Source organism: Bacillus sp. FSL K6-4563, from assembly GCF_038630405.1.
Lineage (GTDB): Bacteria > Bacillota > Bacilli > Bacillales > Bacillaceae > Bacillus > Bacillus pumilus.
Genome location: NZ_CP152030.1, coordinates 2,022,097 through 2,047,495, shown reverse-complemented (window position 1 = coordinate 2,047,495; position 25,399 = coordinate 2,022,097). Strand labels below are relative to the sequence as shown.

Genomic DNA, 25,399 nt, shown 5'->3' with positions numbered 1-25,399 from the left:
GTAGTTTTTTTTGATGACATTAATCTTCCATCGGAACCCAGCCTTGACTTGCTTCCATAACAGACCACAATCCTTCTGGAATCAAATATTGATCTTTTTGGCTGCGTTTAATAACAGTTTCAATCTCGCTTTCTCTGCCTTCTTTAATCTTCTTTGCCCAATCTGGGTCGACGATTAGCTCACGTGCGACAGCGATAAGCGGAATTCCTTGGTTATAGGCACTTAGTGCATCTTCGGCTGTAATGACGCTGCCTACACCGATGAGCGGAAGGTTATCGCCGCAGCGATCTTTTAGCAGCTCCATACGCGTCTTATCCGTATCTGCACCGCGTCTTGCTTTAGAGTCAATCTCCATTAAAGAGATATGCAAATAATCAAGGTTTTTAGTTTTAAGAACATCGACTAAGGTAAACGTCTCTGTCATCGTTAAACCAGGCGTTTCTGGTTCTTCAGGGGATAATCGATATCCAAAGATAAACGGTTTTTTCGCATGCTTTTCAATTGCTTCTTTAACTGCATCCACAACAGCGATAGGGAAAGCTAGACGCTTTTCTTCATTTCCTCCCCACTGATCTGTCCGCTGGTTGCTATGCGGAGAGTAAAATTGCTGTAATAGATAACCGTTTGCACCGTGGATTTCCACGCCGTCAAATCCTGCTTCGACCGCTCGTCTTGCCGCTTCTTTAAAAGAGTCAATGATATGAACAATTTCCTCTTCTTTTAAAGCGCGTGCAATCTGCTTTCCATCTTTAAACACATCACTTGGCGCAACCACATCACCATTTGGAACTAAGTGAGGGAGAGCCTGAGAGCCACCGTGATGAATTTGAATGATGGCTTTTGTTCCCTTTGCCTGAATCGCAGAAGCTAGTTTTTTCAGGCCGGGTATATCTTCATCTCTTGCGATAGAAGGCTGTCCTTCAAATGCCTTACCATCTGGAGTCACGTTCGCACATGCTGTGATCACCATGCCCATATCACTAGATCTAGCTGTAATGAAATCAATTTCCTCTTTAGAAATAGTGCCATCCTCGTGAGAACCGAAGTGTGTCATTGGCGCAACGACTAACCGGCCATTAATAGACGCACCTCCTGGAAACGTAAATGGTTCAAATAAAGGCTTAAATTCATTTTTCACTCTCATCATCTTCTTCCTTGATAAAATCATTTCACTATAGAAGTGTAATAGATACTGTTACAACACTTCAAAGTATTTGCTCATAAGCTGCGCATCAAAAAATTGCCGCCTAGTCATGCAAACAAATATTCGGTACACTATGTAAGAGAGGTGATGCGATATGAAAAAGAAAACAATGAACGAACTCATAAAAGAATTAAAAAAAGACAAACAGGTAGAACATTGGCATGAAATCGAAGCGAAGCCTGCACAGACCTCTCCGGTACCTGAAAGAGTGCACGAAAAGCTGAAAAAGGCGCTTGAGAAACGAGGCGTGAGCGAACTCTACATTCATCAAAAGGAAGCCTTTGAACGTGTGATGGACGCGGAGCATGTGGTAACTGTCACACCAACAGCTTCAGGTAAAACACTTTGCTACAATCTGCCTGTCCTTCAGTCGATCGTAGAAGATCAGACAAGCCGCTCCCTTTATTTATTCCCAACAAAAGCGCTCGCACAAGATCAAAAGAGTGAACTTAACGAGATCATCCACGAGATGGATGTTCCGATTCATAGTGAAACATATGACGGGGATACCTCACCCGCCATTCGGCAGCGAGTCAGACAAGCAGGACATATTGTCATCACAAACCCGGATATGCTGCATTCAGCCATTTTGCCTCATCATACGAAATGGGTCAGCTTGTTTGAGAATTTGAAGTATATTGTCATTGATGAGCTTCATACATATCGTGGCGTATTTGGCAGTCATGTGGCCAATGTCATTCGCAGGTTAAAACGAATTTGTGCATTTTATGGAAGTGATCCGATTTTCATTTGTACGTCCGCAACGATTGCGAATCCAAAAGAGCTTGCGCAGCAGCTAACGGGAAGTAAGATGCATTTGATTGAGCGAAACGGGGCACCTAGCGGTAAAAAGAATTTTGTGTTTTACAATCCGCCAGTTGTGAATAAACCACTAAATATTAGACAAAGTGCCGCCACTGTCGTTAATCAACTGGCTAAAACTTTTTTAAAGGAAAAAATCCAAACGATTGTTTTTGCTAGAAGCAGAGTAAGAGTTGAAGTGATTTTAAGTCATATTCAAGAGCTAGTGAAAAAAGAGATCGGCCCAAAATCAATTCGTGGATATCGCGGAGGCTATTTACCAAAAGAGCGGCGTGTGATTGAAAAAGGATTGAGAGAAGGAGACATTCTAGGTGTCGTCAGTACGAACGCACTAGAATTAGGTGTGGATATAGGTCAGCTAAAGGTCTGTATCATGACCGGGTATCCTGGCAGTGTAGCGAGTACATGGCAGCAGGCTGGCCGTGCTGGAAGGCGTCATGAGGAAGCACTTATTATTATGGTGGCAAGCTCCGCACCTCTTGATCAATATATTGTCAGACACCCTGAATATTTCTTTAATAGACCACCTGAAGCTGCCAGAATTAACCCTGAAAACCTCATTATCTTAGTGGATCATTTAAAATGTGCATCCTACGAGCTTCCGTTTCGGGAGGATGAACAGTTTGGCGGTATGGACGTAGAAGAGATTTTGCAATACTTACATGAGGAAGGCGTTCTCCATTTTAGCGGGAATCGGTATTATTGGTCAGATCAATCGTTCCCGGCGCATGGCATCAGCCTTCGATCTGCAAGCCAGGAAAATGTCGTGATTGTGGATCAATCAGATGTGGCAAATGTTCGGATTATTGGAGAGATGGACCGTTTCAGTGCGATGACGCTGCTTCATGATGAAGCCATTTATTTACACGAAGGGGTTCAGTATCAAGTGGAAAAGCTAGATTACGAGCATCTGAAGGCTTATGTGAAACAAGTAGATGTAGAATACTATACAGATGCGAATTTAGCCGTCCAACTGAAGGTGCTTGAAATCGATCAGACGACAGAGAAGGAAGCTGTATCTGTTCACTACGGTGATGTGACCGTCAACGCAATGCCGACGATTTTTAAAAAAATCCGACTAAGTACCGGTGAAAATATCGGGTCTGGACCGATTCACTTACCGGAAGAAGAAATTCATACGAGTGCTGCTTGGTTTGAATTACACGAGGCAGAGCGGAGATTTGAAGAGAAAACACTTGAACAGCTGCTGCTAGGCATCGCAAATGTTCTTCAGCACATTGTACCTGCTTTTGTGATGTGTGACCGTTCTGATATTCATGTGGTTTCACAAATTAAAGCGGCACATACCGGAAAACCGACGGTCTTTTTATATGACCATTATCCTGGCGGCATTGGCTTAAGTAAGGAAGTACAAGCTCGCTTCGATGAAATAGCAGGCGCAGCCATTCAGCTCATTGAGCGGTGCCGCTGTGAAAATGGCTGTCCATCCTGCATTGGCATGGAAATGAAAGAGGTCAACGGAAAAAGCAGCATCGTTGAATTGATGTCCGTATTTTAAGGAAAGGAGGGGACACCTGCTCATGTCTTTAAAAGGGAAATTAAACAGAATGAAAAAGCATCTATCACACAATCAGACACATGAAAACCGGCAGAAAACATCGGAAGGACAACCTCAGCCTGTAACTTCAGAAAATATCCCATTTTTAAAAGAATGGGAAGCATTAGGTGTGTCTCCTTATCATTTTGAGGATTCCTTTTGTCTGATTCGGGAAGTCACCTATTCATTAGATGATCAGCATGGACGCTATTCGTTTGCGGAACTGCCGAAGATCATCGAGGCATGGAACGAAAGCGGCATCCAGCATTCGCTATCGGCTAAAGGGTACGAGCCGCACGAGCTGTTTTTCTTTGATACTGAAACAACAGGATTATCTGGCGGTACAGGAAATATGATTTTCTTGCTTGGACACGCACGTGTCTTTTCAGGCAAAGTGGTGGTGAAACAACACCTGCTCACCAATCCAGGAAATGAAGTGGCTCTTTACAAAAGCTTTCTGGATGAAGTAAATGTAGAATCGTTAGTTACATATAATGGTAAATCGTTCGATTGGCCGCAAGTGAAAACGAGACATACACTTTTACGAGATCAAATCCCTGCACTTCCTGAATTCGGCCATTTTGATCTATTGCACGGATCAAGACGATTGTGGAAGCATAAATATGAACGAATGGCGCTATCCGTTGTGGAAAAAGAAGAGCTGCACGTGCAGCGTGAAAACGACACACCGGGGTTTTTGGCACCGATGATTTATTTTCTTTTTTTAAAGGAACAAAACCCAAAGCTGATTGAAGGAATCTTGACTCATAATGAACTAGATGTCTTATCGTTAATCAGCCTCTACATCCATCTATCCAAAAAAATACTATCTGAGGATGCGGTAAAGGAATACAATGAGAAGTATGCGCTCGCTAGGTGGCATCTTGCTCATCGTGATGTACAGGAAGCAACGAAGCATTTGCAAGAATTAACGGATGCTGATTTTGAGCATGCGAATCAGGCGTCTTATGATCTTTCCTTGCAATATAAACGACAAAACGTGTGGGATGAAGCGGTTCAAATATGGGGGGTATTATTTGAATCAAGCGATCTCCATTTAGCATTAAAAGCGGGTATAGAGCTTGCGAAGTATAAAGAACATCGAGAAAAAGATGCAAGCTCTGCTCTATCCATCACTGAATCTTTATTATCATTCTCATCGTTAAGTCAGCGAGACATAGAAGAACTTGAAAAGCGAAAAAAACGACTTTTGAGAAAAGCTGGGCAATAAACATTATTGCCCGGGAAAGCGCAAAACATGACAACGTTCGGCTCTCGGCCGAAAATAAAAATTGTTTAGCACTTTTATTGTAGAAAAGTCATGAATCCTGTAAAATAACGTTAGATATTGAATGAGGAGCGTAGAGCATGTATAAAGGTCTTTTCTACTTGTTTTTTCTTGTTGTCATTTTGGTCGCATTTGTGTTTTCAAACTATAAGGATGTTTTCCTTGCAAACTTTTAAAATAGGTTAATGCATTAGTACATGTACACCTCTTAATTCATACATTGTTAATGTAAGAAAATTAAGGAGAGGGGAATGCTACATGTACCATCATCATCATTGCCAACCGAATGTTACACAGCCAATTGTTCATCCGACGAATCATTGCTGTACACACAGTGATTCAACAACAATTGTGCCGCATATCCATCCGCAACATGTGACAAATGTACACCATCAAAATTTCAAACATGTTCACTACTTCCCGCATACGTTTTCTCAGGTGGACCCAGCAACACATCAACACTTTAACTGCGGTGGACCTTGCTGTAACAGATAAAGTGAACTGGGACTTTTATAAGTCCCTTTTTTTAAAAGCAGGTGAAAAAATGAAAATTATTGCTGTCACAGGGTACAAGCCATTTGAACTTGGGATATTCAAACAAGACGAGCCTGCACTTCAATACATAAAAGCGGAGCTTCAAAAAAGGCTGACAGCCCTGATTGAAGAAGGCCTGGAATGGGTTCTCATATCAGGCCAGCTTGGGGCAGAAATCTGGACAGCTGAAGTGGTATTTGAGCTTCAAGAGGAGTATCCAGCGTTAAAACTTGCCGTCATTACGCCATTTTATGAACAGGAAGAGCGCTGGAATGAACAAAACAAAGAGTTGTATGAAGGAATTCTTGCACAGGCTGATTTTGTAGAAAGTGTCACGCATAGACCGTATGAAAGTCCGGCACAATTTAAACAAAAGAACCGTTTTTTTATTGAAAAAACAGATGGACTCCTCGCCCTTTATGATCCGGAGCATGATGGCTCGCCAAAGTACATGATCAAAGAAGCGGAAAACTATACCGATTACCACATTATGTACATCACAATGGATGATTTGAGAGCGCAAGTTGAGGCGGAAGATCCGTTTTTTGACTAAAAGCAAGAGAAAATTTGACAACGTCACGTATTTCTGAAAAAATATACTATGAATTCACGATATGAGGTGAAAAAGATGCTTGCTGATAAAGTAAAGCTTTCTGCAAAAGAAATTTTAGAAAAAGAATTTAAAACAGGTGTCAGAGGATACAAACAAGAAGAAGTCGATAAATTTTTAGATATGGTCATTAAAGACTATGAGTCCTTCAACCAAGAAATCGAAAAGCTTCAACAAGAAAACCTCCATTTGTCTAAACAGCTTGAGGAAGCCGTTGAGCAAGGGAAAAGACAGCCTGCACAGTCTAATACAACAAACTCTGATATTTTAAAAAGACTATCTAACCTTGAGAAACACGTTTTCGGCAGCAAACTTTATGATTGAGCCTTACTGAAAAAAGCTTGTGCCTGATGTCATTGTCGTTTATAATAACGCTTGTTGATTAACGTTCGGGTAATCGCTGCAATGCTTTTAGACATTGCAGAGGAAAGTCCATGCTCGCACGGTGCTGAGATGCCCGTAGTGTTCGTGCCTGGCGAAAAAATAAGCCAGGGCAGCCTGGGAAAGGCTGACGGCAGGAAAAATGCCTACGTCCTTTTAGGATATGGCAAAGTATCCTTGAAAGTGCCACAGTGACGAAGTCTCACTAGAAATGGTGAGAGTGGAACGCGGTAAACCCCTCGAGCGAGAAACCCAAACTTGGTAGGGGAACTTTCTCAAAGGAACCAAACGGAGAGAAGGACAGAGAATTCTGTAGATAGATGATTACCACCTGAGTACGAGGCATTTGCCGTTTGCAGTACAATGGAACAAAACATGGCTTACAGAACGTTATATCCGTTATGATAAACATGATGAAAACAAAGCTCTCCTATTTCAACATATGGAGAGCTTTTATCTTGGAATACATAAAAGGACGAGAAAACAGGTGATAAATCAATGAAAACCTATACACTTATCGCAACGGCTCCAATGGGAATTGAAGCGATTGTTGCAAAAGAAGTAAGAGACCTTGGCTATGACTGCACAGTAGACAACGGAAAAGTGATTTTCGAAGGAGACGCTCTTGCGATTTGCCGTGCGAACCTTTGGCTGCGTACAGCAGACCGCATAAAGGTACAAGTTGCTGAATTTTCGGCAAAAACCTTCGATGAGCTGTTTGAACGCACAAAGGCGATTGACTGGGCCTCTTTTTTACCGAAAAACAGCACGTTCCCAGTCATCGGTAAATCTGTGAAATCACAGCTTGCCAGTGTGCCGGATTGCCAGCGTATCGTCAAAAAGGCAATTGCGCAAAAGCTCATATCCTCTTACAACATACAGTCTGAATGGCTTGAAGAAACAGGGCCTGAGTATAAAATTGAGGTTGCCCTTTTAAAAGATAAAGCTGTGCTCACGCTTGATACATCTGGTGTAGGTCTTCATAAACGGGGGTACCGCATGGATCAAGGCGGAGCACCTATTAAAGAAACCCTTGCGGCTGCACTCGTGCTATTAACGAACTGGACACCTGACCGTCCGTTTGTTGATCCTTTCTGCGGATCAGGAACAATCGCCATTGAAGCGGCCATGATTGGGCAAAACATTGCCCCAGGATTTAACCGGGAATTTGCCTCCGAGTCATGGGAATGGATTGGTGAAGATGTATGGAACAAAGCGCGTCACGAAGTGGAAGAAAAAGCAAACTATGATCAGCCGCTCCACATTATTGCAAGTGATATCGACCACCGGATGATAGACATTGCAAAAATGAATGCAGAAGAAGCGGGACTAAGTGAATTGATTGAGTTTAAACAAATGCAAGTGAAAGACTTTCAAACAAAAGAAGATTACGGTGTGATTGTCGGAAATCCGCCTTACGGAGAACGACTCAGTGATAAACCAGCGGTTGAAAAAATGTATCAAGGAATGGGCGAAGCATTTAAAAGCCTAGACACATGGTCCATTTACATCTTAACGTCACATGAAAAGTTCGAAGAGTGCTTTGGTAGAAAAGCAACGAAAAAGAGAAAACTGTTTAATGGTTTTATTAAAACAGACTATTACCAATATTGGGGAAAACGCCCGCCTAGAAAACAGACAACTGAATCATAAAAAATGTCACACCTACAGAAGGTGTGGCTTTTTTTATCCCAGAAAGGTATAAACCTTCACGGGACGGAATAAACTGAACTTGATTTTAAAAAAAGAGGTGTCTCCATGATACAATATGATCAATTTCAGTTAATCCAAAAAGCACTCGCTTCGACTGCTCAACAAATTGAAGGGCAAGAAGGTGGACAATCTGCTCAGCTGACTGCAGCCATCGAAGATTTAGCGCTTGCTCAGGCTTACATAGAGCGTTCTGAGCACGCATTTTTAATGAAGGAAACTTATCAACATCGTTTGCGGTCATAAAAAAAGATTGTCATTCCCCAGCATAAATGTTACTATAGAATGTCTGAATGATTCAAAAGTTGGGGGTTGAAGCAGGTGACAGCATCTCGTTTGCCTTTTTCATTATCAAAAGAACATAATTTTTACGAAGAACTGGGCAACTGGATTGGTGATGTGTTCTATGACATTTTGCCAGAAAAGGGCTTTGATCTTCGAGATGAACAAATATTTATGGCTTTTCAACTAGAAAGAGCCTTTAAAGAAAAAAGTGTGATGTTTGCCGAAGCTGGGGTAGGCACAGGCAAAACCATCGTTTATCTATTATTTGCGGTCACATATGCAAGGTATACAGGGAAACCTGCGATTATTGCATGTGCAGACGAAACGTTAATTGAACAGCTAGTGAAACAAGAGGGTGATATCTATAAAATTGCCAATCACCTTGATATTCAAATAGATGCGAGATTAAGTAAATCGCATGATCAATATTTATGCTTAAAGAAATTAGAGAAAACCATGCAGCGTGAAGATGATGAGAAGTGGCTCGATATTTATGAATCGCTTCCTTCATTTGTTCATGAATCACATGGCATGCAAAACTTTTATCCGTATGGTGATCGAAAAGAGTACCCAGAGCTATCCAATGATGAATGGTCACGCATTGGCTATGACTCGTTTCAGGACTGCTTGACGTGCGATATGCGTCATCGCTGTGGTCTGAATTTATCAAGAGATCATTACCGGAAAGCAACAGACCTCATCATCTGTTCTCATGATTTTTATATGGAGCATGTGTGGACGAAGGAATCACGCAAACGTGAGGGTCAGCTTCCGCTGCTTCCAGAACATAGCTCCGTTGTATTTGATGAAGGCCATCTTCTTGAATTTGCTGCACAAAAAGCACTGACATACCGCGTGAAGCAATCAATGCTCGAAACCTTTTTAGAGCGCCTGCTACAAAACGATATACGCGAAGAGTTTGCCGAGCTCGTTGAAGATGCACTTGCTACAAACGATGAGTTCTTTTATCTCTTAAAAACACATGCCAAAGAAATCAAGGGCTCACATCGACTTGAAATTGGACGTGTGGATGAGGTGAAGCGTTCAGCAAGTGAATTGTGTGATTTACTTGAAAAAATCGGAGAAGCACTCGTATTTGAATCAGAGATGTATACAATCGATCAATACGAATTGTCTGTTGTGGAAGAGTACATTGAACAAATGGCGTATTCTCTGTCGCTTTATCAAAAAAATGCGATTAGCTGGCTTGAAAAGCAGGAATTAGATACGACATTTGTTGTGATGCCAAAGACTGTCGCAGAGGTGCTTGGTGAAAAGGTATTCTCACAAAAAAGACCATACATTTTCTCTTCTGCTACATTGTCTGAAAATCAATCCTTTGATTATTTAGCTGAAAGTCTTGGGATTAAAGATTACTTATCAATGAGTGTCGCTTCGCCGTATGATTACGATGAACAAATGAAGATTTATTTCCACGGGATTCAGCAGCTTCAAGAGCAAGAAGTAAAAGGACAGCAAGTGATCACTCAGCTGAAAGATAATGGAGGACGGTCTCTCATTTTGTTCCCTTCATTTGATGAACTTCATTTCTTTAGAAAGCAGCTTGAGGCATCGAATGAATCACTGCCTTTCGACGTGTACTTTGAGGGAGACGAGGAAATCAGTACAATTGTTCAAAAGTTCCAAGCAGATGAGACGTCTGTGTTATGCTCTGTTCACCTTTGGGAAGGATTAGATATTCCAGGTCAATCATTAACAAATGTGATCATCTGGGGACTTCCTTACCCGCCTCGTGATCCGGTATTTGAGGCGAAACGGAATGAAGCAAAGGACGCTCGTGCTGAAGTCGATCTTCCGTATATGCTGCTGCGCTTACGACAAGGAATTGGGAGACTGATTCGGACAAGCCAAGATGCAGGAACCATTCATATTTACTTTGACCGTAAGGAAGATACAGAGCTTCAAAGTAAAATTGAATCCGTTCTGCCTGTAAAGCCAATCATCACATCTTAAATAACATATGAACGAGAAAAGAGAGGAGGATACCATCTGCGTATCCTCCTTTTTGATTGACAAAAGAACATTCCTTGAAGTAGCCTTGAAACGTACATACATATTTTATCGATTGGGGGAACAAACGTATGAGTCTTGAAGCAAAAGAGAAAGCGTTTTATCAATTACTAGGAAAAATCGCCCACTATACGGAGGCGCTCCATTTACTTTATTGGGACTCTAGAACACAGGCGCCTAAAAAAAGCGCCGATTTCAGAGCTGAAACGATCGGTCAATTATCAAGTGATATTTTTAATATGAAGACTTCTGATGAAATGAGAGATCTTCTCCACGCATTAAATAAACACCGAGATGAGCTGTCAAAAGATACACAAAAGGCGCTCGAATTATCACAAAAAGAGTATGATGAAAACAGCAAAATTCCGAAAGAAGAATTTAAAGAATACTCGATTTTACAATCAAAAGCAGAGCATGTTTGGGTAGAAGCAAGGGAGAAATCAGACTTTTCACTCTTTGCACCATACTTAAAACAGCTCATTGATTTTAACAAGCGTTTTATTCAATATTGGGGCGTGAAACAAACGCCATATGATGTGCTGCTCAATAATTATGAACCAGATATGACGGTTGAACAGCTAGATCAAAAGTTTGGTGCACTTCGTGATGCCATTGTTCCTCTCGTGAAAAAAATCGAAGCCTCTCCTCATAAACCGGATACTTCATTTTTATCGAAAAGCTTTCCGATCGACAAACAAAAGGAACTGAGTCTTTTCTTCTTAAAAGAATTAGGATATGACTTTGACGCAGGACGTCTGGATACAACAGTTCATCCGTTTGCTGTGACATTGAGCAGAGGGGACGTTCGTGTGACGACCCGTTATGATGAGCATGATTTTCGGATGGCGATCTTTGGCACGATTCATGAGTGTGGTCATGCCATCTATGAACAAAACATTGATGAGGCGCTGAGCGGAACGTTATTATGTGATGGCACATCAATGGGGATCCATGAATCACAGTCTCTTTTCTTTGAGAACTTTATTGGCAGACATGAAGACTTCTGGAAAACGTATTATCAAAAGCTTCAAGAAGCGTCTCCTGAGCAGTTTAAAGATGTCTCTTTAGAAGACTTTGTGCATGCAGTGAATGAATCGAAGCCAACTTATATTCGAATTGAAGCAGATGAGCTTACATATCCGCTTCACATTATCATCCGCTATGAAATTGAAAAAGCGATATTTAATGAAGAAGTGGCAGTCGAAGACCTGCCTGCACTGTGGAATGAAAAATATAAAGCATATCTTGGCATTACGCCTCCTAATGATGCACTCGGCATCTTGCAGGATGTTCACTGGTCTGATGGAAGCTTTGGATATTTCCCTTCATATGCCCTTGGTTATATGTATGCGGCGCAACTAAAGCACCAAATGATCAAAGATTTACCGAATTTTGATGAGCTGATTCAAAATGGGTCTTTTGCACCGATAAAAGAATGGCTCACAACACATGTTCACCAGCATGGAAAACGCAAAAAGCCTTCTGAAATCATTCAAGATGCGACTGGTGAGGAATTAAATGTACAATATTTAATCGATTATTTAACGGATAAATATACGAAACTGTATTTATCTTAAATAAAAGGCACCCTTTGCTTAGAAGGGTGCTTTTTTGATGCTTGAATATTCTAAAAACGAACGTTTTGATCTGATCTATTATTTAAGTTCGGTATTTTTCTAGAAAAGTGCTTTCCAAGCGTCTGAAATCTTGTTATAATTTGAACACTATAACACTCATATAATCGCGTGATGATGGCACGCAAGTTTCTACCGGACACCGATACCGTCCGACTATGAGTGAGCAAATGAAACAGCTCTTGTTTGAGCTGAAGATCCGTGGATCGTTTTCGCATTGCTTGCTCCTCATGGACAGCAATGCTTTTTTTATGCAAAAAAATGAAAATGTTTGCCAATATGCTGGGAGGAAGAATGATGGAATTGTTACGTCAAAAAATTGAGAACGAAGGAATCGTTCTGTCAAATCAAGTGTTAAAGGTAGATGCTTTTTTAAATCATCAAATTGATCCTGTGTTAATGCATGAGATCGGGCAAGAGTTTGCTAGATTATTCAAGCATGATGGCATTACAAAAATTATCACAATCGAATCTTCGGGCATTGCACCTGCTGTGATGGCTGGACTAGCTCTTCAAGTACCCGTTGTTTTTGCTCGAAAACGTCAATCACTAACACTAACAGAAAACCTATTAACAGCGAGTGTGTACTCTTTTACAAAAAAAGTAGAAAGCACGATCGCTGTCTCAAATACGCATCTCGGTGAAAAGGATTGTGTATTAATCATTGATGACTTTTTGGCGAACGGTGAAGCCGCTAAAGGACTTGCCGCAATCGCAAAGCAGGCGAAGGCAAAAGTAGCCGGATTTGGCATTGTCATTGAAAAGTCATTCCAGCCGGGAAGAGATGCACTTGTTCAAATGGGCTACCGCGTCGAATCCCTTGCACGGATTGAATCACTTGAGGAAGGGAAAGTCACGTTTGTACGAGAGGTACAATCATGAGTGCAGCTAAAAAAGCCAAAACGCTCTCGCTAGGGATTCAGCATGTGCTGGCGATGTATGCAGGGGCCGTTCTTGTGCCGCTCATTGTGGGAGATGCACTCGGCCTCACACCTGCACAGCTGACTTACTTAATCTCAGCAGATATTTTCATGTGCGGGGCTGCCACGCTCCTTCAAGTTTGGAAAAACCGTTTCTTTGGTATCGGTTTGCCTGTTGTATTAGGCTGTACATTTACTGCGGTTTCTCCTATGATTGCGATTGGCTCTAAATACGGGATTTCGTCTATCTATGGAAGTATTATCGCTTCGGGGTGTATCATCATTCTGCTTTCCTTTTTCTTTGGGAAGCTTGTGAAATTTTTCCCGCCTGTCGTGACAGGGTCTGTCGTCACCATTATTGGCATTACCCTTATTCCAGTAGCGATGAACAATATGGCAGGGGGAGAAGGAAGTGCTGATTATGGTTCTTTTGAAAATCTAGGCCTCGCTTTCCTTGTGCTGTTTATCATTGTGCTTCTCTATCGATTCACAAAAGGCTTTATGAAGGCGATCGCCATTTTAATCGGTATTCTCCTTGGGACAGCCGTTGCTGCATTTATGGGGAAAGTGGAAACAGCTGAGGTGGCGAACGCTCAAGTTTTCCGCATGATTGAACCATTTTATTTTGGCATGCCTACCTTTGAATTTGCACCCATTATGACGATGACGTTAGTTGCCATTGTGTCACTAGTCGAATCAACAGGTGTTTATTTCGCATTAGGTGATTTAACAAACCGCTCATTAAAAGAGAAGGACTTAGCGAAAGGCTATCGCGCAGAAGGGATTGCTGTGTTATTAGGTGGTATCTTTAATGCTTTTCCTTACACAGCCTACTCGCAAAACGTTGGGTTGATCCAGTTGACAGGGGTCAAGAAAAATCAAGTCATCGTTGTGACAGGCGCATTGCTCATGTTATTTGGACTTTTTCCTAAAATTGCTGCATTTACGACGATTATTCCAAAGTCAGTTCTTGGCGGCGCAATGGTTGCCATGTTTGGGATGGTCATTGCCTACGGTATTAAAATGCTCTCGCGTGTGGATTTTGCCAAACAGGAAAACCTACTGATTGTTGCTTGCTCAGTGGGGATTGGCTTAGGTGTCACCGTCGTGCCGCAAATGTTTGAGCATCTGCCAGAATCAATCAAATTATTAACAAGTAATGGCATCGTGGCCGGTAGCTTTACCGCTATTTTGCTTCATATTATTTATCACATGATTCCTTTTAAAAAAGAAACCGGGCAGGACCTGATGGAAGAGCCTAAGAAATCTGTTGTGTAAACACTGAAAGCCCGCATCTTTTGGATACGGGCTTGTTGTGATTAGCACTATTAATGTTGTACCGGCTGCATTGTTTCGTTAATGACTGCAAATGTATAGCCCCTTGCTTTTAGCTGTGTAATCAGGCTATCTAAATAGTTTGTGGTAGAGGGTTGATCATGCATTAAAATAACTTTTGGTTCCCATGGTTTATTTTTCTCAAACATTTGCAGTTGATTCAATACCTCTGGAACATATTGTGAGTTTTTATATCTCCAGTCAAGGCTATCAATCGTCCAATCCCAGTAAATAAAGCCATTTTGGTTTAAACGTACTTTTTGATGATATGTTAAATTTGGAACACTGCCATAGGGTGTTCTCACAAGACGGGTGTAAACGCCTGTAACAGAAGCAAGAATGCGCTGAGCTTCTCTCATTTCATTTGCGGGAGACTCACTGTTCTGATAAAAGCGGTTTATATCATGCGTCATGCCATGAAGCCCTAATTGATGTCCTTCTTGATAAAGTCTTTTCACAGCTGCTTGGTGTGCTTGGATTTGCGGTCCAAGCATGAAAAATGTCGCCTTCACGTGATGTGCTTTTAATACATTTAACAGCTGATTTGATGTAGCAGTAGGACCATCATCAAATGTTAAAAAGACCGTTTTATTCGTTGTCTGTTGGTTTGGATTGGTCTTAAAATGTGTATCCAATGTTCTTGTAGAATGATCTTTTGCTTTCAGACTGATGCTTGTGTCTCGGAAGTCACTGCTGGCAACAATTTTTGATTGCCCATTTGTCGCCTGCAAATGGGGTTTAGACATATCCCAGATAAAAAAGAGAAACAGTGTAAGAAGCACTAAACCAATTATCTTCGAGAGAAGTATCGTGTTGTAGGGTGTCTGTTTTTTGGACACCTTTTTCATTACAATCACTCCAGTCAATTAAATTTTGTGCCGAATCATGTAGTAGATTCTATCTTTTTTCACTGTTTTTCATGGTGTTCATATTGATTAAGTATACAGGAAAAAAAACACCTTTTTATATATAATAATCAAATAAATTAGCATTTCATGGTTATTGCTTTGTATTGATCAGAAAAAAAGGTGATCCATTCATGTTTAAATGAAATCATTCTGAATAATGATCGAAACGTTGATATTTATACGCTAAGATAGCATCAGATTTAACCATTAATGCGAAGCGAAAGGGAGATTCCGTATGAAAGTGTTGTATAATGACGATTTCATTGAAAAAAAGGATGCTCATGTGGATATTGGAGATAGAGGCGATCAATCGCGAAATACATAGAGTAAGCTCTTACCCCTACAAAATAAAGAAGAAACAAAAGAAATCAAAGTCAGTACAACTGAATCAGAGATTGGCTACTATGTAAAAGGTGAACGTGAAAAGTCATTTGCTTATTCCTTTCATACAGCTTGTGATTCAACAGGATTTATTTTTGGATTACTGGTCACAGGTGGCAATGTTCATGATACTCGTATGTTAGATTCACTCGTAAAACAGGTGACAAAGAAAATCGGAAAACTAAATGTAGACACGGTAGATGCTGAATGTCCAGCGTAACCCTTTATAATTATGTGAAAACCCCACTTTTACTTAAAGTAAAAGTGGGGTTTGTCTACGGTCTGCACTTCTCTTTTAGAGGTGTTTTTTTGCATAAAAAAAGCAGGTTCGCTTGGCTTGGAACGAACCTGTGAAGGAGGAAAACTACATCATGTTTTCACCTATATTATCCAATATTTATCAATTGTCGTCAAGACAAAAAGTTAGACGGAGGAAAATGTTTTGACTGAATTGTGACGGTTCGGCATGTATATCCTTTTTTCGATAGGGGATATTAACCGAAAAAAGAGGTGAAGCCGATGGCGTACATTCTTTCAGTTGGAACGAGTCACCCGAAGCATCACGTGGATCAGAAAACAGCTGCTGATTTTGCTAGGTCTCAATTTAAACGATCGTTTAAAGATATTGACCGGCTGCTGAGAGCTTTTCAAAATGGAGAAATTCAGAGCAGACAGTTTGTGCAGCCCATTGAATGGTATCAGACGCACCACTCTTTTGAAGAGAAAAACAATATCTATTTGGAAAAGGCACTGGCTCATGCAAAGGAAGCGATCATACATTGTCTTCAAGAGAAGGAGGTTCTAAAAAAACCAGTCCCGGTTGAAGAGATCGATGCATTGTTTTTTATTTCAAGTACCGGCTTATCGACCCCAAGTCTTGACGCAAAGCTCATGAACGTCCTTCCTTTTTCTCCTTATACGAAACGAGTACCGATCTGGGGCCTAGGGTGTGGGGGCGGTGCGGCAGGGCTGTCGCGGGCTTATGAATACATAAGGGCATTTCCAGAAGCAAAGGTACTTGTCGTTGCCTGTGAGCTGTGCAGTTTAACCTTTCAGCCGCAAGATCAATCAAAAAGCAATTTAATCGGCACCTCCTTGTTTGGAGACGGGACGGCAGCGGTTCTTTTAGCTGGGGAAAAAGCTGCGCTTGAATATGCCCATTTAAAAACGGTCCCTAAAGTACTAAGCACGCAATCTGTCACGATGAAGGATTCTGAGGATGTGATGGGCTGGGAATTTACAAGTGACGGCTTTCGGGTTATTTTCTCCCGTGACATTCCGAGTTTGATTTCCGGCTGGTTAAAAGAGCAGGTGGAGCAATTTTTAGAGGAGCAAGGATATTCAACTAATGACTTATCCGTATTTCTAGCCCATCCTGGAGGAAAAAAAGTGATTGATGCCTATGTTGAAAGTCTATCTTTACGAGAGGATCAGCTGTTTTCTTCAAAAGAAGTACTCAAACAACACGGAAATATGTCCTCTGCCACAGTTTTGTATGTTATCAAGCATTTCCTGGAACATCAATCAGCTGAAGTGGGGGAGATGGGACTTTGCGGGGCGCTTGGTCCGGGCTTTTCCTCAGAGCTGCTTCTTATGAAGTGGGAGGAGGTCTTGTCATGATCATTTGGCTTGTCATCGGTTTCTTCGTTTGTCAGCGGCTCATTGAAATGCTTGTGGCCAAAAGAAATGAAAAGAAAGTAAATGCACTAGGTGCCATTGAATTTGGTGCTAGTCATTATCCCTATATGGTCGCTATGCATACGGCTTTTTTTCTCTCAATTATAGTTGAGATAGGGCTTTTACATAAGGGGCCGTCCCGTTATTTTCTTGTGCTGCTCCTTTTTCTCATGGCTACACAGGTCATTCGATACTGGGCATTATGCTCCCTTGGGACGTACTGGAATACGAAAATTTTAGTCGTACCAAACGCGATGATTGTAAAAAAAGGACCGTATCGCTGGTTGAAACATCCTAACTATGTAGTCGTGGCGATTGAGCTTTTACTGATCCCGCTATTGTTTGATGCGTATGTCACTGCCATTTTGTTTACATGTTTAAATGCATGGATGATGGCTGTACGAATTCAAACAGAGGAGAAAGCATTAAATCAGTATTTGCTAAATTAATATTGAAAATCATTATCAATTGTGCTACACTTTCATTAATGATAAGCATTCTCAATCATGAAGGATGGACGGTGATCACATGACAATGATTTTCTTACTCGGTACGGTGTGTGTGTACAGCCTATTAATTGGCTTCGTATTAAAAGGTGTCTCCAAAAAATCTGCTTCCTGATTCCAGTCAACTGCGACTGATCGGGCAGCAGATTTTTTTTATTTCCTCAGATCAGAAGAAAAATCTCTTTATTTTGTGTAAAATGGTATCACATACATAACTGACTTTTCTAAAAACAAAGGGGTTTATCGTCATGAAAGACTTGTCTATTCGAGATTCGCTCGTTCAAACTACAGGAGCTTTATATCAAAGCTTTCTCAAAAGGGATGATCATGAGCGCGCTGCCAAACTTGCATCGATTATCAAAAAGGAAGCAGAAGAAGAAGTATATATCGCATTTACCGGCCACTATTCTGCTGGAAAGTCATCACTTGTGAATCATCTGCTTCATGATCACATTTTGCCAACGAGTCCAATCCCAACAAGTGCAAACTTGGTCGTCGTGAGGAAAGGGGAAAGTGAAGTGCAGCTTCACACCTCTGATGGCCGTTTTGCAAAAATGAGCGGCTCCTATGATAAAGAAGCAGTACAGCGTTTCTGTAAGGATGGAGAACAGATTGAGATGGTGGAAATTAGCGGTGACTATATAGGCCTTGAAGAAAAAGTGGCACTGATTGATACGCCAGGAATTGATTCCACGGATCATGCCCACTTTTTATCTGCTGCGTCTATTCTTCATCAAGCAGATGCTCTTTTTTATGTCGTTCACTACAACCATGTTCATTCTGAAGAAAACATTCGTTTCATTCGCTCCATCAAAGAAAAAGTGCCAAATCTCTATTTCATCGTGAATCAAGTGGACCGGCATGATGAGCATGAGACAGCATTTGAAGACTACAAAAATCAAGTGGTTGACATGCTCCTTAAAGAAGGCATTGAAGAAGATCATCTATACTTTACATCTGTAACCGATGAGACGCATCCAAGAAATGAAATGATTCGTTTAATCAAAAAACTGCAAGAATTACAGACGTTGCCGAAAGCCTCACTTCGGGCTTATACGGAGCAGAAAATTGAGCATGTCTTAAAAGAACACATTGACTCGTTTAAAGAAGAGCTGCAAGGTGAAGAGCTTGAGTCACAGCTCCAAGAAAAAAGAAAAGAAGTAAAGGATTTGGAAGCGAAAAATCACTTCATTGAAAATGGAGCCAAACAGTTAGAAGAAGAAGTATCTACTGAAGTCGAGAGCATTTTGAAAAATGCCAACCTAACTCCATTTAAAATGAGAGAACTCGCAAGCGACTATATTGAATCAAAAGCACCTGGCTTTAAAGTGGGACTGCTTTTTGCTAAAAATAAAACTGAGCAGGAAAAAGAAAAACGGGCAACTGACTTCTTAACAGATGTCAAAGCGAGAATGAAGGCAGAAGTGGACTGGCATATTGCTGAGCTACTAAAAAAAGAAGTCAAGAAGCATCAGCTTGGTGAAGAGTTATTAAATCAAGTGATGGCGTTTGAAACACCTGTACAAGAATCACTTCTTGAAAGTGTGATTCATCATGGAGCAACGTTCTCCAATGAATACGTACTGCAATATGCAAAAGATGCTGGCGAAGCCTTGAGAAGACAGGCTAAGCAGCAAGCGATGCCACTGATTGAACAAATGGTGGAGTCGCTGAAAGCCAAGCTTATGGAAGATCAAGCAGAGCAGCAAGAAAAATGGGTTCAGTCTGCAAAAGAGCTCCAAACACTCGAGCAATGCATCGAAAAAAATGAACAAATGAAGCGGAATATTCAGCATGTTTGGGATATTTGGCAAAATGGAACGGATGAACAGATCGAAGAAGATTGGTTTTATGCGAAAAAGAGACAAATGCAGCATGATCTGCTAAAGCAGGAGCAAGCGACCATTCATCCTGCTGAGAGCGACCAAGAAAAAACGAACAAGCAGATTGATCAACCTCAAATGCGTCAGTCACAGCATGTCACGACGGCACAGTCGATTGACCAGTTTGAGCAGCTTTCTCAGATTTTATTGCCATTAGATGCGCTCCAATCTCAAAGAAAGTCCTTTGAAAAACGAACAAAACGGCTGCAAGCGAAAGAATTCACACTCGCTTTATTTGGGGCTTTTAGTTCGGGGAAATCTTCCTTTGCAAATGCTCTCGTCGGGAGAAAGGTGCTGCCATCCTCTCCCACGCCAACAACGGCAACCATTAACAAGCTGACGCGGCCGACGGAAGATCACCCTCACGAAAGTGTCAAAGTGGTATTCAAAACAGAACAGGATATATTAGAGGAGCTCAATCAGATCCTAGGATTTCCGATCTCAGAAGAAAAAGGGGAGACGTTTACATCCAAGCTCAAACGAACGCTTAAAAAAAGACAGCTTGAACAAGATCACCGCGTCATTGTTGAACATTTTTTACAAGCACATACCCGTTTCGTTGATCACATTACTAAGCAAACGCCGCTTCATGTCACCCTTCAAGAACTGAGGCCATATGTGGCGGAAGAAGCTGTTTCTTGTGTGGTGAAGGAAGTGACGGTTTATTTGAGTACACCTCTAACAGATAAAGGGCTGACTATTGTTGATACGCCAGGCGCTAGCAGTATGAATAAGCGTCATACAGAGATCGCCTTTCAATATATGAAGGACGCAGATGCGCTTCTTTATTTAACTTACTACCAGCACTCTTTTTCGAAGGCAGATCGGTCATTTTTACGTAAGCTTGGGCTTGTAAAAGATTCATTTAGCATGGATAAAATGTTCTTTATTATCAATGCAGCTGATCTCGCAAAGGATCAAGCAGAGCTTGACACCGTCTTTGACTATGTAAAAAATGAGCTCACAAAAGAAGGCATAAGAAACCCAAACCTTCATCATGTATCCAGTAAGGAAGAGATCGAAGGAAAGGGAGAGACAGCTTATAATCAATACGCAAAGCTTAGAAAGCAGCTCGACTATTTTATAGAGGAAGAATTAACGAAAGATGCGATCGAGCTGTTATATTTTGAAGCACGTACGTTATGTAGAACGGTCGACAAACTGCATGCGACGCTGCATCAGTCAGAAGATGAGAAGCAAGCGGAAAAGAAAAAGATAGACGCATCCTATGAAGCGATTCTTGATCAAATGAGTCAGATAAAACAATCTAAGCTAGTGACAGAAAGCGTGAAAAAGGACTTACATGAACAGCTCTATCATATTGTGCAGCGCCTCTCATTATTTGCGAATGATCTCTTTAAGACAGCCTTTTATCCTGGAATATCTCAAGGGAATTTCGGACAGCAATTGAAAAAAGCACTTGAGAAGGCACTAAAGGATTATGAATTTGAATTTGTACAGGAGTTAAAGGCGCTTGATATCCGAATGGAATCGTTTATTCATCAATACTTCCAAGAGGAGTGGGAGAAAGGATTGCAGGCGGCATGTGCAGAAGACCCTTACTTTTCTCTCTCACTGTCGCCGCCTGAAGAGAAAAATGCTGAGCTGAAACAAATTGAAATCGAAGCTGAACTAACGCCATTCGAACCGCTCTTAAAGAAACAAAAATCACCGAAAGTTTTCTTTGAACAGAATGGAAAGGCTGCGTTTATTGAAGCGATTCGAGACATTCTTCATCAGTTAACCACGAAATGGGCTGATAAAGAAAAAGAAGAATTACTGAGCAGGTACGACATGATGGTGAAGACGTTTACGGAAAGATATGAAACAGAAGCGCTCGAGCAGCTAAGTGAACAAAAACAAACATTTATCACGAGCCTAACGACAGATGCCAAAGAGCAGGCCGTCATTGAACAAGTTTATGAACAAACAACCGAATGGAAGAACGAGTTGAAAACCATTTGATTCATGGTAGACTAAATAAAAAAGAAAGCAGTTGATACAAAATGACGAGCGTACACGAAGAGATTTCAGCACACTCACAAAAGCAGCATGCTCATATTCAGTCCTTTCTTGAGCTTGAACAGAAAAGAGAACAAGCAATAGAGATGGCTGTTGTCAAATGTGAGCAAAACGAGCCATTTACAACAGACGAGATCAACGCCATTACGTCGAAGATGAATGAGCTTGCACGAGGCGGTATAGTTCCGCTGCGTAAGCACGTGACGAATGATATGGTCAGAGAGTATGTCGAGCAGAAACAGAAGTAAAGAGTAACTTTCTCTTTTTTGGTCATCTTAATGAATGTACCGAGAAAGGGGAATGATCATGAAAAAAAAGCAACAGACAAAGCAGCAGGATGAGCGTGACCCTAAACAAAAAGACATGCCGTCCTATGCAGAAGCAGAAACGAAAAAAATGCAATACGGTCAAAAGTAAACGGGCTGCCTCTTCTTTTGTAAAAGAAGAAGGCGCCTTTTTCATGTCTAGTTTTGTGTTCTGTGATAGAATGGGAGTATTGTTTTGAAAAGGGAGTTTAAGAGAATGAATAAACACGTACTGCTTGTAGATGGAATGGCGCTTTTGTTCAGATCGTTTTATGCGACGGCTGTCCATCGCAATTTTATGATAAATGACCACGGTGTACCAACAAATGGAGTGAATGGCTATTTGAAGCACTTATTAACAGCTGTACAGACATTTGAGCCAACTCATATTGTGTGCTGCTGGGATATGGGAAGCCAAACCTATCGAAACGAATTATTTCAAGATTATAAAGCAAATCGAGGAGAGGCGCCTGTCGAGCTCATTCCGCAATTCGATTTAGCAAAAGAAGCTACAGAAGAACTAGGAATTGTGAACATTGGTTTAAAGGGCTTTGAAGCAGACGATTGTATTGGTACACTTGCTACGCTTTACCAAAAAGAAGCACGCGTGACTGTCCTAACTGGTGACAAAGATTTGCTGCAAATTTTGAATGAACAAGTGACTGTTGCCCTGATGCAAAAAGGAATTGGCAATTATAAGCTTTATACAAAAGCCTTATTTGAAGAGGAAATGGGAATCTCGCCAAAGGCACTCATTGATATGAAAGCACTCATGGGTGATGCAAGTGATAATTATCCAGGTGTCAAAGGAATCGGAGAAAAAACTGCTTTAAAATTTATTCAAACATATGAAACGATTGACGGTTTGTTAGAAAATGTCCATGAACTAACGGCTACGCAGCAAAAGAAAATGCAAGCAGGATTAGAAGATTTGAAGCTTTCTCGTCTATTGGCAGAGATTAAATGTGATGTCCCGCTCAGCTGTCCAATGGATGAGACGAAAATGAACATCAATCAAGAACGTGCTGCTGCTATGCTGAGGCACCATCAAATCAAAGGAATCGAACCGATGATGAATCGATTAAGTACAATAGAGATCAGCTAAAGCCGATCTCTAAGGTTCATCTTTTTGTATTGCTTTTCTTTGCTCTATTTTCCAGCTGAGATAGTGGCTGTTTATCTTTTGTTTGCGCATCACCTTGTGGGGTTGTCCGATTTGTGACACGACCTTTATTTTCTTTATCCAATCAGTATCACCTCACACACATTAGCATAACCGAAAAAAAGCGATTCATCCTTTAGATAGGTGAATCGCTTTTCTGGCGAGCTGATCTGCTATTTGGTTTTCCTTACTCGGAATCCATTTAATAAAAAATAAATCAAACTGGCTTTGAAGCTCGATCATCTCTTTGATAAAGTGCTGAAAGGCTGGATTTTTAGCAAATCCTGCATTGGCTGCGCGGTCAACTACTTGTGAATCTGTTCGAAATGAAACGGTACGCAATCCTTTTTCTGCGCATATTTTCATCCCCTCGATCAGAGCAGAAAATTCTGCTTCGTGATTGCTCATGGGTTCAAGAGGAATGGAGAAGGACTCAGCCTTTCCATTATATTTGATGAAAATGCCGATGCCAGAGGGACCTGGATTCCCTGCACTCGCACCGTCAATGTATATTTCTGCTGGCACATCATTTCACCCTTTCATCAAGCGGAACCATTTTTTTCGCTGCATACGCGTAAGGTGTTGCAATCGCAGCGACGATAAATTTAATGACATATGTCGTGATGAAGATTTCTATCCATACATGAAATGGATACGTGCCAAGAAAGGCAATGGTCGTGAAAATCAATGTATCAAGAAGCTGGCTAATCATCGTACTTCCGGCATTGCGCACCCAGAGCGCGCCATCGGAAGGAAATATGCGGCGAATAAACGAATATACATAAACATCTAGCATTTGACTGATGATATAAGCAGCGAGACTGCCAAGTGCAACCCTTGGCATAAAGCCAAATATGGTTTCCAGCGATGATTGTGAGATATCAGATGGAGCGGGATGGAAAAGCAAAGCTTCCTGCATGACAACAGTTAGTGTTAAAAGGGTAGCAAAACCAATCCAGACAGCTTTTCTCGCTTCATTTTGTCCATATTTTTCATTCAATACGTCCGTTGCAAAGAACACACTGCCATATAAAATATTTCCAAGTGTTGCCGTTAGGCCGAATAATTCAACGGTTTTGACAACTTGTAAATTTGCGGCAACCGTCGCAAAGCCAATCCAGACAAAAAGGCCCATCTTGCCAAATCCTTTATAAAATAGAAGAACAATGATAAAATTAATGATCGCAAATAAGATCCAAATACCTTCATTAAACAAGTGACATGAACTTCCTTTCTCATTGTAAATGTAACTTTTTGATTATAGCATAACGTATGTTTACCTTAAAAGCACGGGAAGGCGATGTGATCAATGAAACTAAGAGCACACTACACAATGAAAGTGAAATCAATTGGGTCCATTGCTTTTTACCAAGAAGATTGGTTGGAGCTAAAAGAGGCCTTGAGGTTAGCAAAACATATTGACAAAAAAGAACCACAGTCACTTCTGTCATTTGAAGATGAAAAAGGGGCTATGTGGTCTATAAAAGAGCTTGAAAAGCTAAATGAAGAATTAAAGCTTGAACCTGATCAGCTTCAAGTCTATTTTGATGCAAGTTTTCACAAAGAAACCGGTGACTCTGGTCTTGGTGTTGTCGTCTACTATAAGCTAGGAAAAGACGCTTATCGATTGAGAAAAAATCAGCCTTTCCAAGGGAGTACCAATAATGAAGCAGAGTATGCGGCTTTATTTGAGGCAGTAAAAGCTTTAAAAGACCTGGGGGCAAGCAGAAATTCTGTCACGATTAGAGGAGATTCACTTGTTGTCATGAATCAGTTAAAAGGGGAATGGCCTTGTTATGATGATGTACATAACAAATGGCTTGACCGAATTGAAGCGGCTTTAAAAGAGCTGAAGCTGACGCCAACCTATGAAGCCATCGACCGGAAACAAAATGCAGAAGCGGATCAGCTTGCAAGACAGATTCTTGCAGACGTCCCAATCGAAAGTACATTGAAATTAGAAGCAGACGGAGCTGAATAATGTGGATAAAAAAACAGCAGTACAAGAATTGACCGATCTTCAAGACACGTATTGTTCAGATTGTTTGATTAAGAAGCATTTTCGAAAAGAATTTGGCAAAAAATATGCCCATTCCTTTTGCATACAGCAATGCACTGTTGGAGAGAAAATAAAAGAATATGGCCAAACGCTGCTCAAAAAATAAACGAACGGACCGGTTTTCCCTGCTCAAACATTCGCTCTTGAAAAAAAACGGATAGAATGTGTAAAAAAAGAACATATT

General features: G+C 41.1%; 24 protein-coding genes, 1 other RNA gene, 1 pseudogene and 1 riboswitch. Of the genes and pseudogenes, 21 read left to right on the top strand and 5 right to left on the bottom strand.

The genetic code is table 11. The features are described from left to right. Positions 1-19: 19 nt before the first annotated feature. A complete protein-coding gene (locus MHH54_RS10130; protein ID WP_223251172.1) occupies positions 20-1,138 on the bottom strand; it encodes an NADH-dependent flavin oxidoreductase in 1,119 nt (372 codons plus the stop codon). 160 nt (positions 1,139-1,298) lie between these two features. On the opposite strand from MHH54_RS10130, the gene MHH54_RS10125 reads away from it, so the two are divergent. The 12 genes from MHH54_RS10125 to pbuX all read left to right on the top strand — a co-directional run bounded on the left by MHH54_RS10125 (position 1,299) and on the right by pbuX (position 14,255). Beyond that, positions 1,299-3,545, top strand: coding sequence for a DEAD/DEAH box helicase (locus tag MHH54_RS10125; protein ID WP_342500241.1), 2,247 nt, complete (start codon positions 1,299-1,301; stop codon positions 3,543-3,545). Between the two features lie 22 nt (positions 3,546-3,567). Beyond that, positions 3,568-4,815, top strand: a complete 1,248-nt coding sequence (locus MHH54_RS10120) for a ribonuclease H-like domain-containing protein (protein WP_106028775.1) — start codon at positions 3,568-3,570, stop codon at positions 4,813-4,815. Positions 4,816-5,130: 315 nt separating this feature from the next. Then, on the top strand, positions 5,131-5,367 hold the full coding sequence (gene cotD, locus MHH54_RS10115; protein WP_080984739.1) for a spore coat protein CotD: 237 nt from the start codon (positions 5,131-5,133) through the stop codon (positions 5,365-5,367). Positions 5,368-5,416: 49 nt separating this feature from the next. Continuing rightward, a complete protein-coding gene (locus tag MHH54_RS10110; RefSeq protein WP_308218259.1) occupies positions 5,417-5,959 on the top strand; it encodes a DUF1273 domain-containing protein in 543 nt (180 codons plus the stop codon). Between the two features lie 75 nt (positions 5,960-6,034). Continuing rightward, positions 6,035-6,340, top strand: a complete 306-nt coding sequence (gene gpsB, locus MHH54_RS10105; RefSeq protein WP_003215578.1) for a cell division regulator GpsB — start codon at positions 6,035-6,037, stop codon at positions 6,338-6,340. Positions 6,341-6,401: 61 nt separating this feature from the next. After that, positions 6,402-6,785, top strand: an RNA gene (gene rnpB, locus MHH54_RS10100) — RNase P RNA component class B. Between the two features lie 110 nt (positions 6,786-6,895). Further along, entirely contained in the window at positions 6,896-8,050 is a 1,155-nt protein-coding gene (locus MHH54_RS10095) for a class I SAM-dependent RNA methyltransferase (RefSeq protein ID WP_106035418.1), read from the top strand. A gap of 105 nt (positions 8,051-8,155) precedes the next feature. Next, entirely contained in the window at positions 8,156-8,353 is a 198-nt protein-coding gene (locus MHH54_RS10090) for a hypothetical protein (protein ID WP_050943878.1), read from the top strand. A 75-nt stretch (positions 8,354-8,428) separates the two neighbouring features. Continuing rightward, positions 8,429-10,366: an ATP-dependent DNA helicase gene (locus tag MHH54_RS10085; RefSeq protein WP_050943879.1), complete on the top strand. Its 1,938-nt coding sequence runs from the start codon at positions 8,429-8,431 to the stop codon at positions 10,364-10,366. A gap of 128 nt (positions 10,367-10,494) precedes the next feature. Next, the gene (locus tag MHH54_RS10080; RefSeq protein WP_003216050.1) at positions 10,495-12,000 is read left to right on the top strand and encodes a carboxypeptidase M32; all 1,506 of its coding nucleotides are present in this window, start codon (positions 10,495-10,497) and stop codon (positions 11,998-12,000) included. 136 nt (positions 12,001-12,136) lie between these two features. Continuing rightward, positions 12,137-12,236: riboswitch (purine riboswitch) on the top strand. A 118-nt stretch (positions 12,237-12,354) separates the two neighbouring features. Beyond that, positions 12,355-12,939, top strand: coding sequence for a xanthine phosphoribosyltransferase (xpt, locus tag MHH54_RS10075; RefSeq protein ID WP_003215672.1), 585 nt, complete (start codon positions 12,355-12,357; stop codon positions 12,937-12,939). Then, positions 12,936-14,255, top strand: coding sequence for a xanthine permease PbuX (gene pbuX / locus MHH54_RS10070; RefSeq protein WP_003215893.1), 1,320 nt, complete (start codon positions 12,936-12,938; stop codon positions 14,253-14,255). Before xpt ends, pbuX begins: the two co-directional genes overlap by 4 nt. A 50-nt stretch (positions 14,256-14,305) precedes the next feature. Here the strand turns inward: pbuX and MHH54_RS10065 are convergent, their stop codons facing one another. Next, positions 14,306-15,160, bottom strand: a complete 855-nt coding sequence (locus MHH54_RS10065; protein WP_106028780.1) for a polysaccharide deacetylase family protein — start codon at positions 15,158-15,160, stop codon at positions 14,306-14,308. Positions 15,161-15,548: 388 nt separating this feature from the next. On the opposite strand from MHH54_RS10065, the pseudogene MHH54_RS10060 reads away from it, so the two are divergent. From MHH54_RS10060 to MHH54_RS10030, 7 genes and pseudogenes are all read left to right on the top strand, one after another. After that, a pseudogene (locus MHH54_RS10060) lies at positions 15,549-15,806 on the top strand (IS5/IS1182 family transposase); the annotation flags it as partial. Positions 15,807-16,120: 314 nt separating this feature from the next. After that, entirely contained in the window at positions 16,121-17,221 is a 1,101-nt protein-coding gene (locus tag MHH54_RS10055) for a 3-oxoacyl-[acyl-carrier-protein] synthase III C-terminal domain-containing protein (RefSeq protein WP_106028781.1), read from the top strand. Continuing rightward, positions 17,218-17,727: an isoprenylcysteine carboxylmethyltransferase family protein gene (locus MHH54_RS10050; protein WP_342500240.1), complete on the top strand. Its 510-nt coding sequence runs from the start codon at positions 17,218-17,220 to the stop codon at positions 17,725-17,727. The genes MHH54_RS10055 and MHH54_RS10050 overlap by 4 nt, the downstream gene beginning before the upstream one ends. A 64-nt stretch (positions 17,728-17,791) precedes the next feature. After that, complete coding sequence (gene fbpC, locus MHH54_RS10045; protein ID WP_306172627.1) at positions 17,792-17,899, top strand: Fur-regulated basic protein FbpC; 108 nt, start codon at positions 17,792-17,794, stop codon at positions 17,897-17,899. 133 nt (positions 17,900-18,032) lie between these two features. Then, complete coding sequence (locus MHH54_RS10040; protein WP_342500239.1) at positions 18,033-21,632, top strand: dynamin family protein; 3,600 nt, start codon at positions 18,033-18,035, stop codon at positions 21,630-21,632. 41 nt (positions 21,633-21,673) lie between these two features. Next, positions 21,674-21,937 (top strand): YpbS family protein, encoded by a 264-nt coding sequence (locus MHH54_RS10035; protein ID WP_003215634.1) that lies wholly within the window; start codon positions 21,674-21,676, stop codon positions 21,935-21,937. Between the two features lie 274 nt (positions 21,938-22,211). Then, on the top strand, positions 22,212-23,099 hold the full coding sequence (locus MHH54_RS10030; RefSeq protein ID WP_003216107.1) for a 5'-3' exonuclease: 888 nt from the start codon (positions 22,212-22,214) through the stop codon (positions 23,097-23,099). 16 nt (positions 23,100-23,115) lie between these two features. Here MHH54_RS10030 and MHH54_RS10025 read toward each other — a convergent pair whose 3' ends face one another. The 3 genes from MHH54_RS10025 to MHH54_RS10015 are packed head-to-tail and all read right to left on the bottom strand — an operon-like array spanning position 23,116 to position 24,372. Next, positions 23,116-23,241 (bottom strand): small, acid-soluble spore protein L, encoded by a 126-nt coding sequence (locus MHH54_RS10025; protein ID WP_342500238.1) that lies wholly within the window; start codon positions 23,239-23,241, stop codon positions 23,116-23,118. Positions 23,242-23,285: 44 nt separating this feature from the next. Then, a complete protein-coding gene (locus MHH54_RS10020; RefSeq protein WP_003215503.1) occupies positions 23,286-23,681 on the bottom strand; it encodes a reverse transcriptase-like protein in 396 nt (131 codons plus the stop codon). A gap of 1 nt (position 23,682) precedes the next feature. Beyond that, entirely contained in the window at positions 23,683-24,372 is a 690-nt protein-coding gene (locus MHH54_RS10015) for a queuosine precursor transporter (protein WP_003215661.1), read from the bottom strand. Between the two features lie 93 nt (positions 24,373-24,465). On the opposite strand from MHH54_RS10015, the gene MHH54_RS10010 reads away from it, so the two are divergent. Both MHH54_RS10010 and MHH54_RS10005 read left to right on the top strand, forming a co-directional pair. Further along, positions 24,466-25,137 (top strand): ribonuclease H family protein, encoded by a 672-nt coding sequence (locus MHH54_RS10010; protein ID WP_003215694.1) that lies wholly within the window; start codon positions 24,466-24,468, stop codon positions 25,135-25,137. Between the two features lies 1 nt (position 25,138). Then, a complete protein-coding gene (locus MHH54_RS10005; RefSeq protein WP_003215998.1) occupies positions 25,139-25,321 on the top strand; it encodes a zinc-finger domain-containing protein in 183 nt (60 codons plus the stop codon). The last annotated feature ends 78 nt before the right edge of the window (positions 25,322-25,399 follow it).

Bases quoted from the DNA above. Each gene is read 5' to 3' on its own strand.
- MHH54_RS10125 (WP_342500241.1), top strand. From the start codon at position 1,299: ATGAAAAAGAAAACAATGAACGAACTCATAAAAGAATTAAAAAAAGAC.
- MHH54_RS10120 (WP_106028775.1), top strand. From the start codon at position 3,568: ATGTCTTTAAAAGGGAAATTAAACAGAATGAAAAAGCATCTATCACAC.
- cotD (WP_080984739.1), top strand. From the start codon at position 5,131: ATGTACCATCATCATCATTGCCAACCGAATGTTACACAGCCAATTGTT.
- MHH54_RS10110 (WP_308218259.1), top strand. From the start codon at position 5,417: ATGAAAATTATTGCTGTCACAGGGTACAAGCCATTTGAACTTGGGATA.
- gpsB (WP_003215578.1), top strand. From the start codon at position 6,035: ATGCTTGCTGATAAAGTAAAGCTTTCTGCAAAAGAAATTTTAGAAAAA.
- MHH54_RS10095 (WP_106035418.1), top strand. From the start codon at position 6,896: ATGAAAACCTATACACTTATCGCAACGGCTCCAATGGGAATTGAAGCG.
- MHH54_RS10090 (WP_050943878.1), top strand. From the start codon at position 8,156: ATGATACAATATGATCAATTTCAGTTAATCCAAAAAGCACTCGCTTCG.
- MHH54_RS10080 (WP_003216050.1), top strand. From the start codon at position 10,495: ATGAGTCTTGAAGCAAAAGAGAAAGCGTTTTATCAATTACTAGGAAAA.
- xpt (WP_003215672.1), top strand. From the start codon at position 12,355: ATGGAATTGTTACGTCAAAAAATTGAGAACGAAGGAATCGTTCTGTCA.
- pbuX (WP_003215893.1), top strand. From the start codon at position 12,936: ATGAGTGCAGCTAAAAAAGCCAAAACGCTCTCGCTAGGGATTCAGCAT.
- MHH54_RS10065 (WP_106028780.1), bottom strand. From the start codon at position 15,160: ATGAAAAAGGTGTCCAAAAAACAGACACCCTACAACACGATACTTCTC.
- MHH54_RS10055 (WP_106028781.1), top strand. From the start codon at position 16,121: ATGGCGTACATTCTTTCAGTTGGAACGAGTCACCCGAAGCATCACGTG.
- MHH54_RS10050 (WP_342500240.1), top strand. From the start codon at position 17,218: ATGATCATTTGGCTTGTCATCGGTTTCTTCGTTTGTCAGCGGCTCATT.
- fbpC (WP_306172627.1), top strand. From the start codon at position 17,792: ATGGACGGTGATCACATGACAATGATTTTCTTACTCGGTACGGTGTGT.
- MHH54_RS10040 (WP_342500239.1), top strand. From the start codon at position 18,033: ATGAAAGACTTGTCTATTCGAGATTCGCTCGTTCAAACTACAGGAGCT.
- MHH54_RS10035 (WP_003215634.1), top strand. From the start codon at position 21,674: ATGACGAGCGTACACGAAGAGATTTCAGCACACTCACAAAAGCAGCAT.
- MHH54_RS10030 (WP_003216107.1), top strand. From the start codon at position 22,212: ATGAATAAACACGTACTGCTTGTAGATGGAATGGCGCTTTTGTTCAGA.
- MHH54_RS10010 (WP_003215694.1), top strand. From the start codon at position 24,466: ATGAAACTAAGAGCACACTACACAATGAAAGTGAAATCAATTGGGTCC.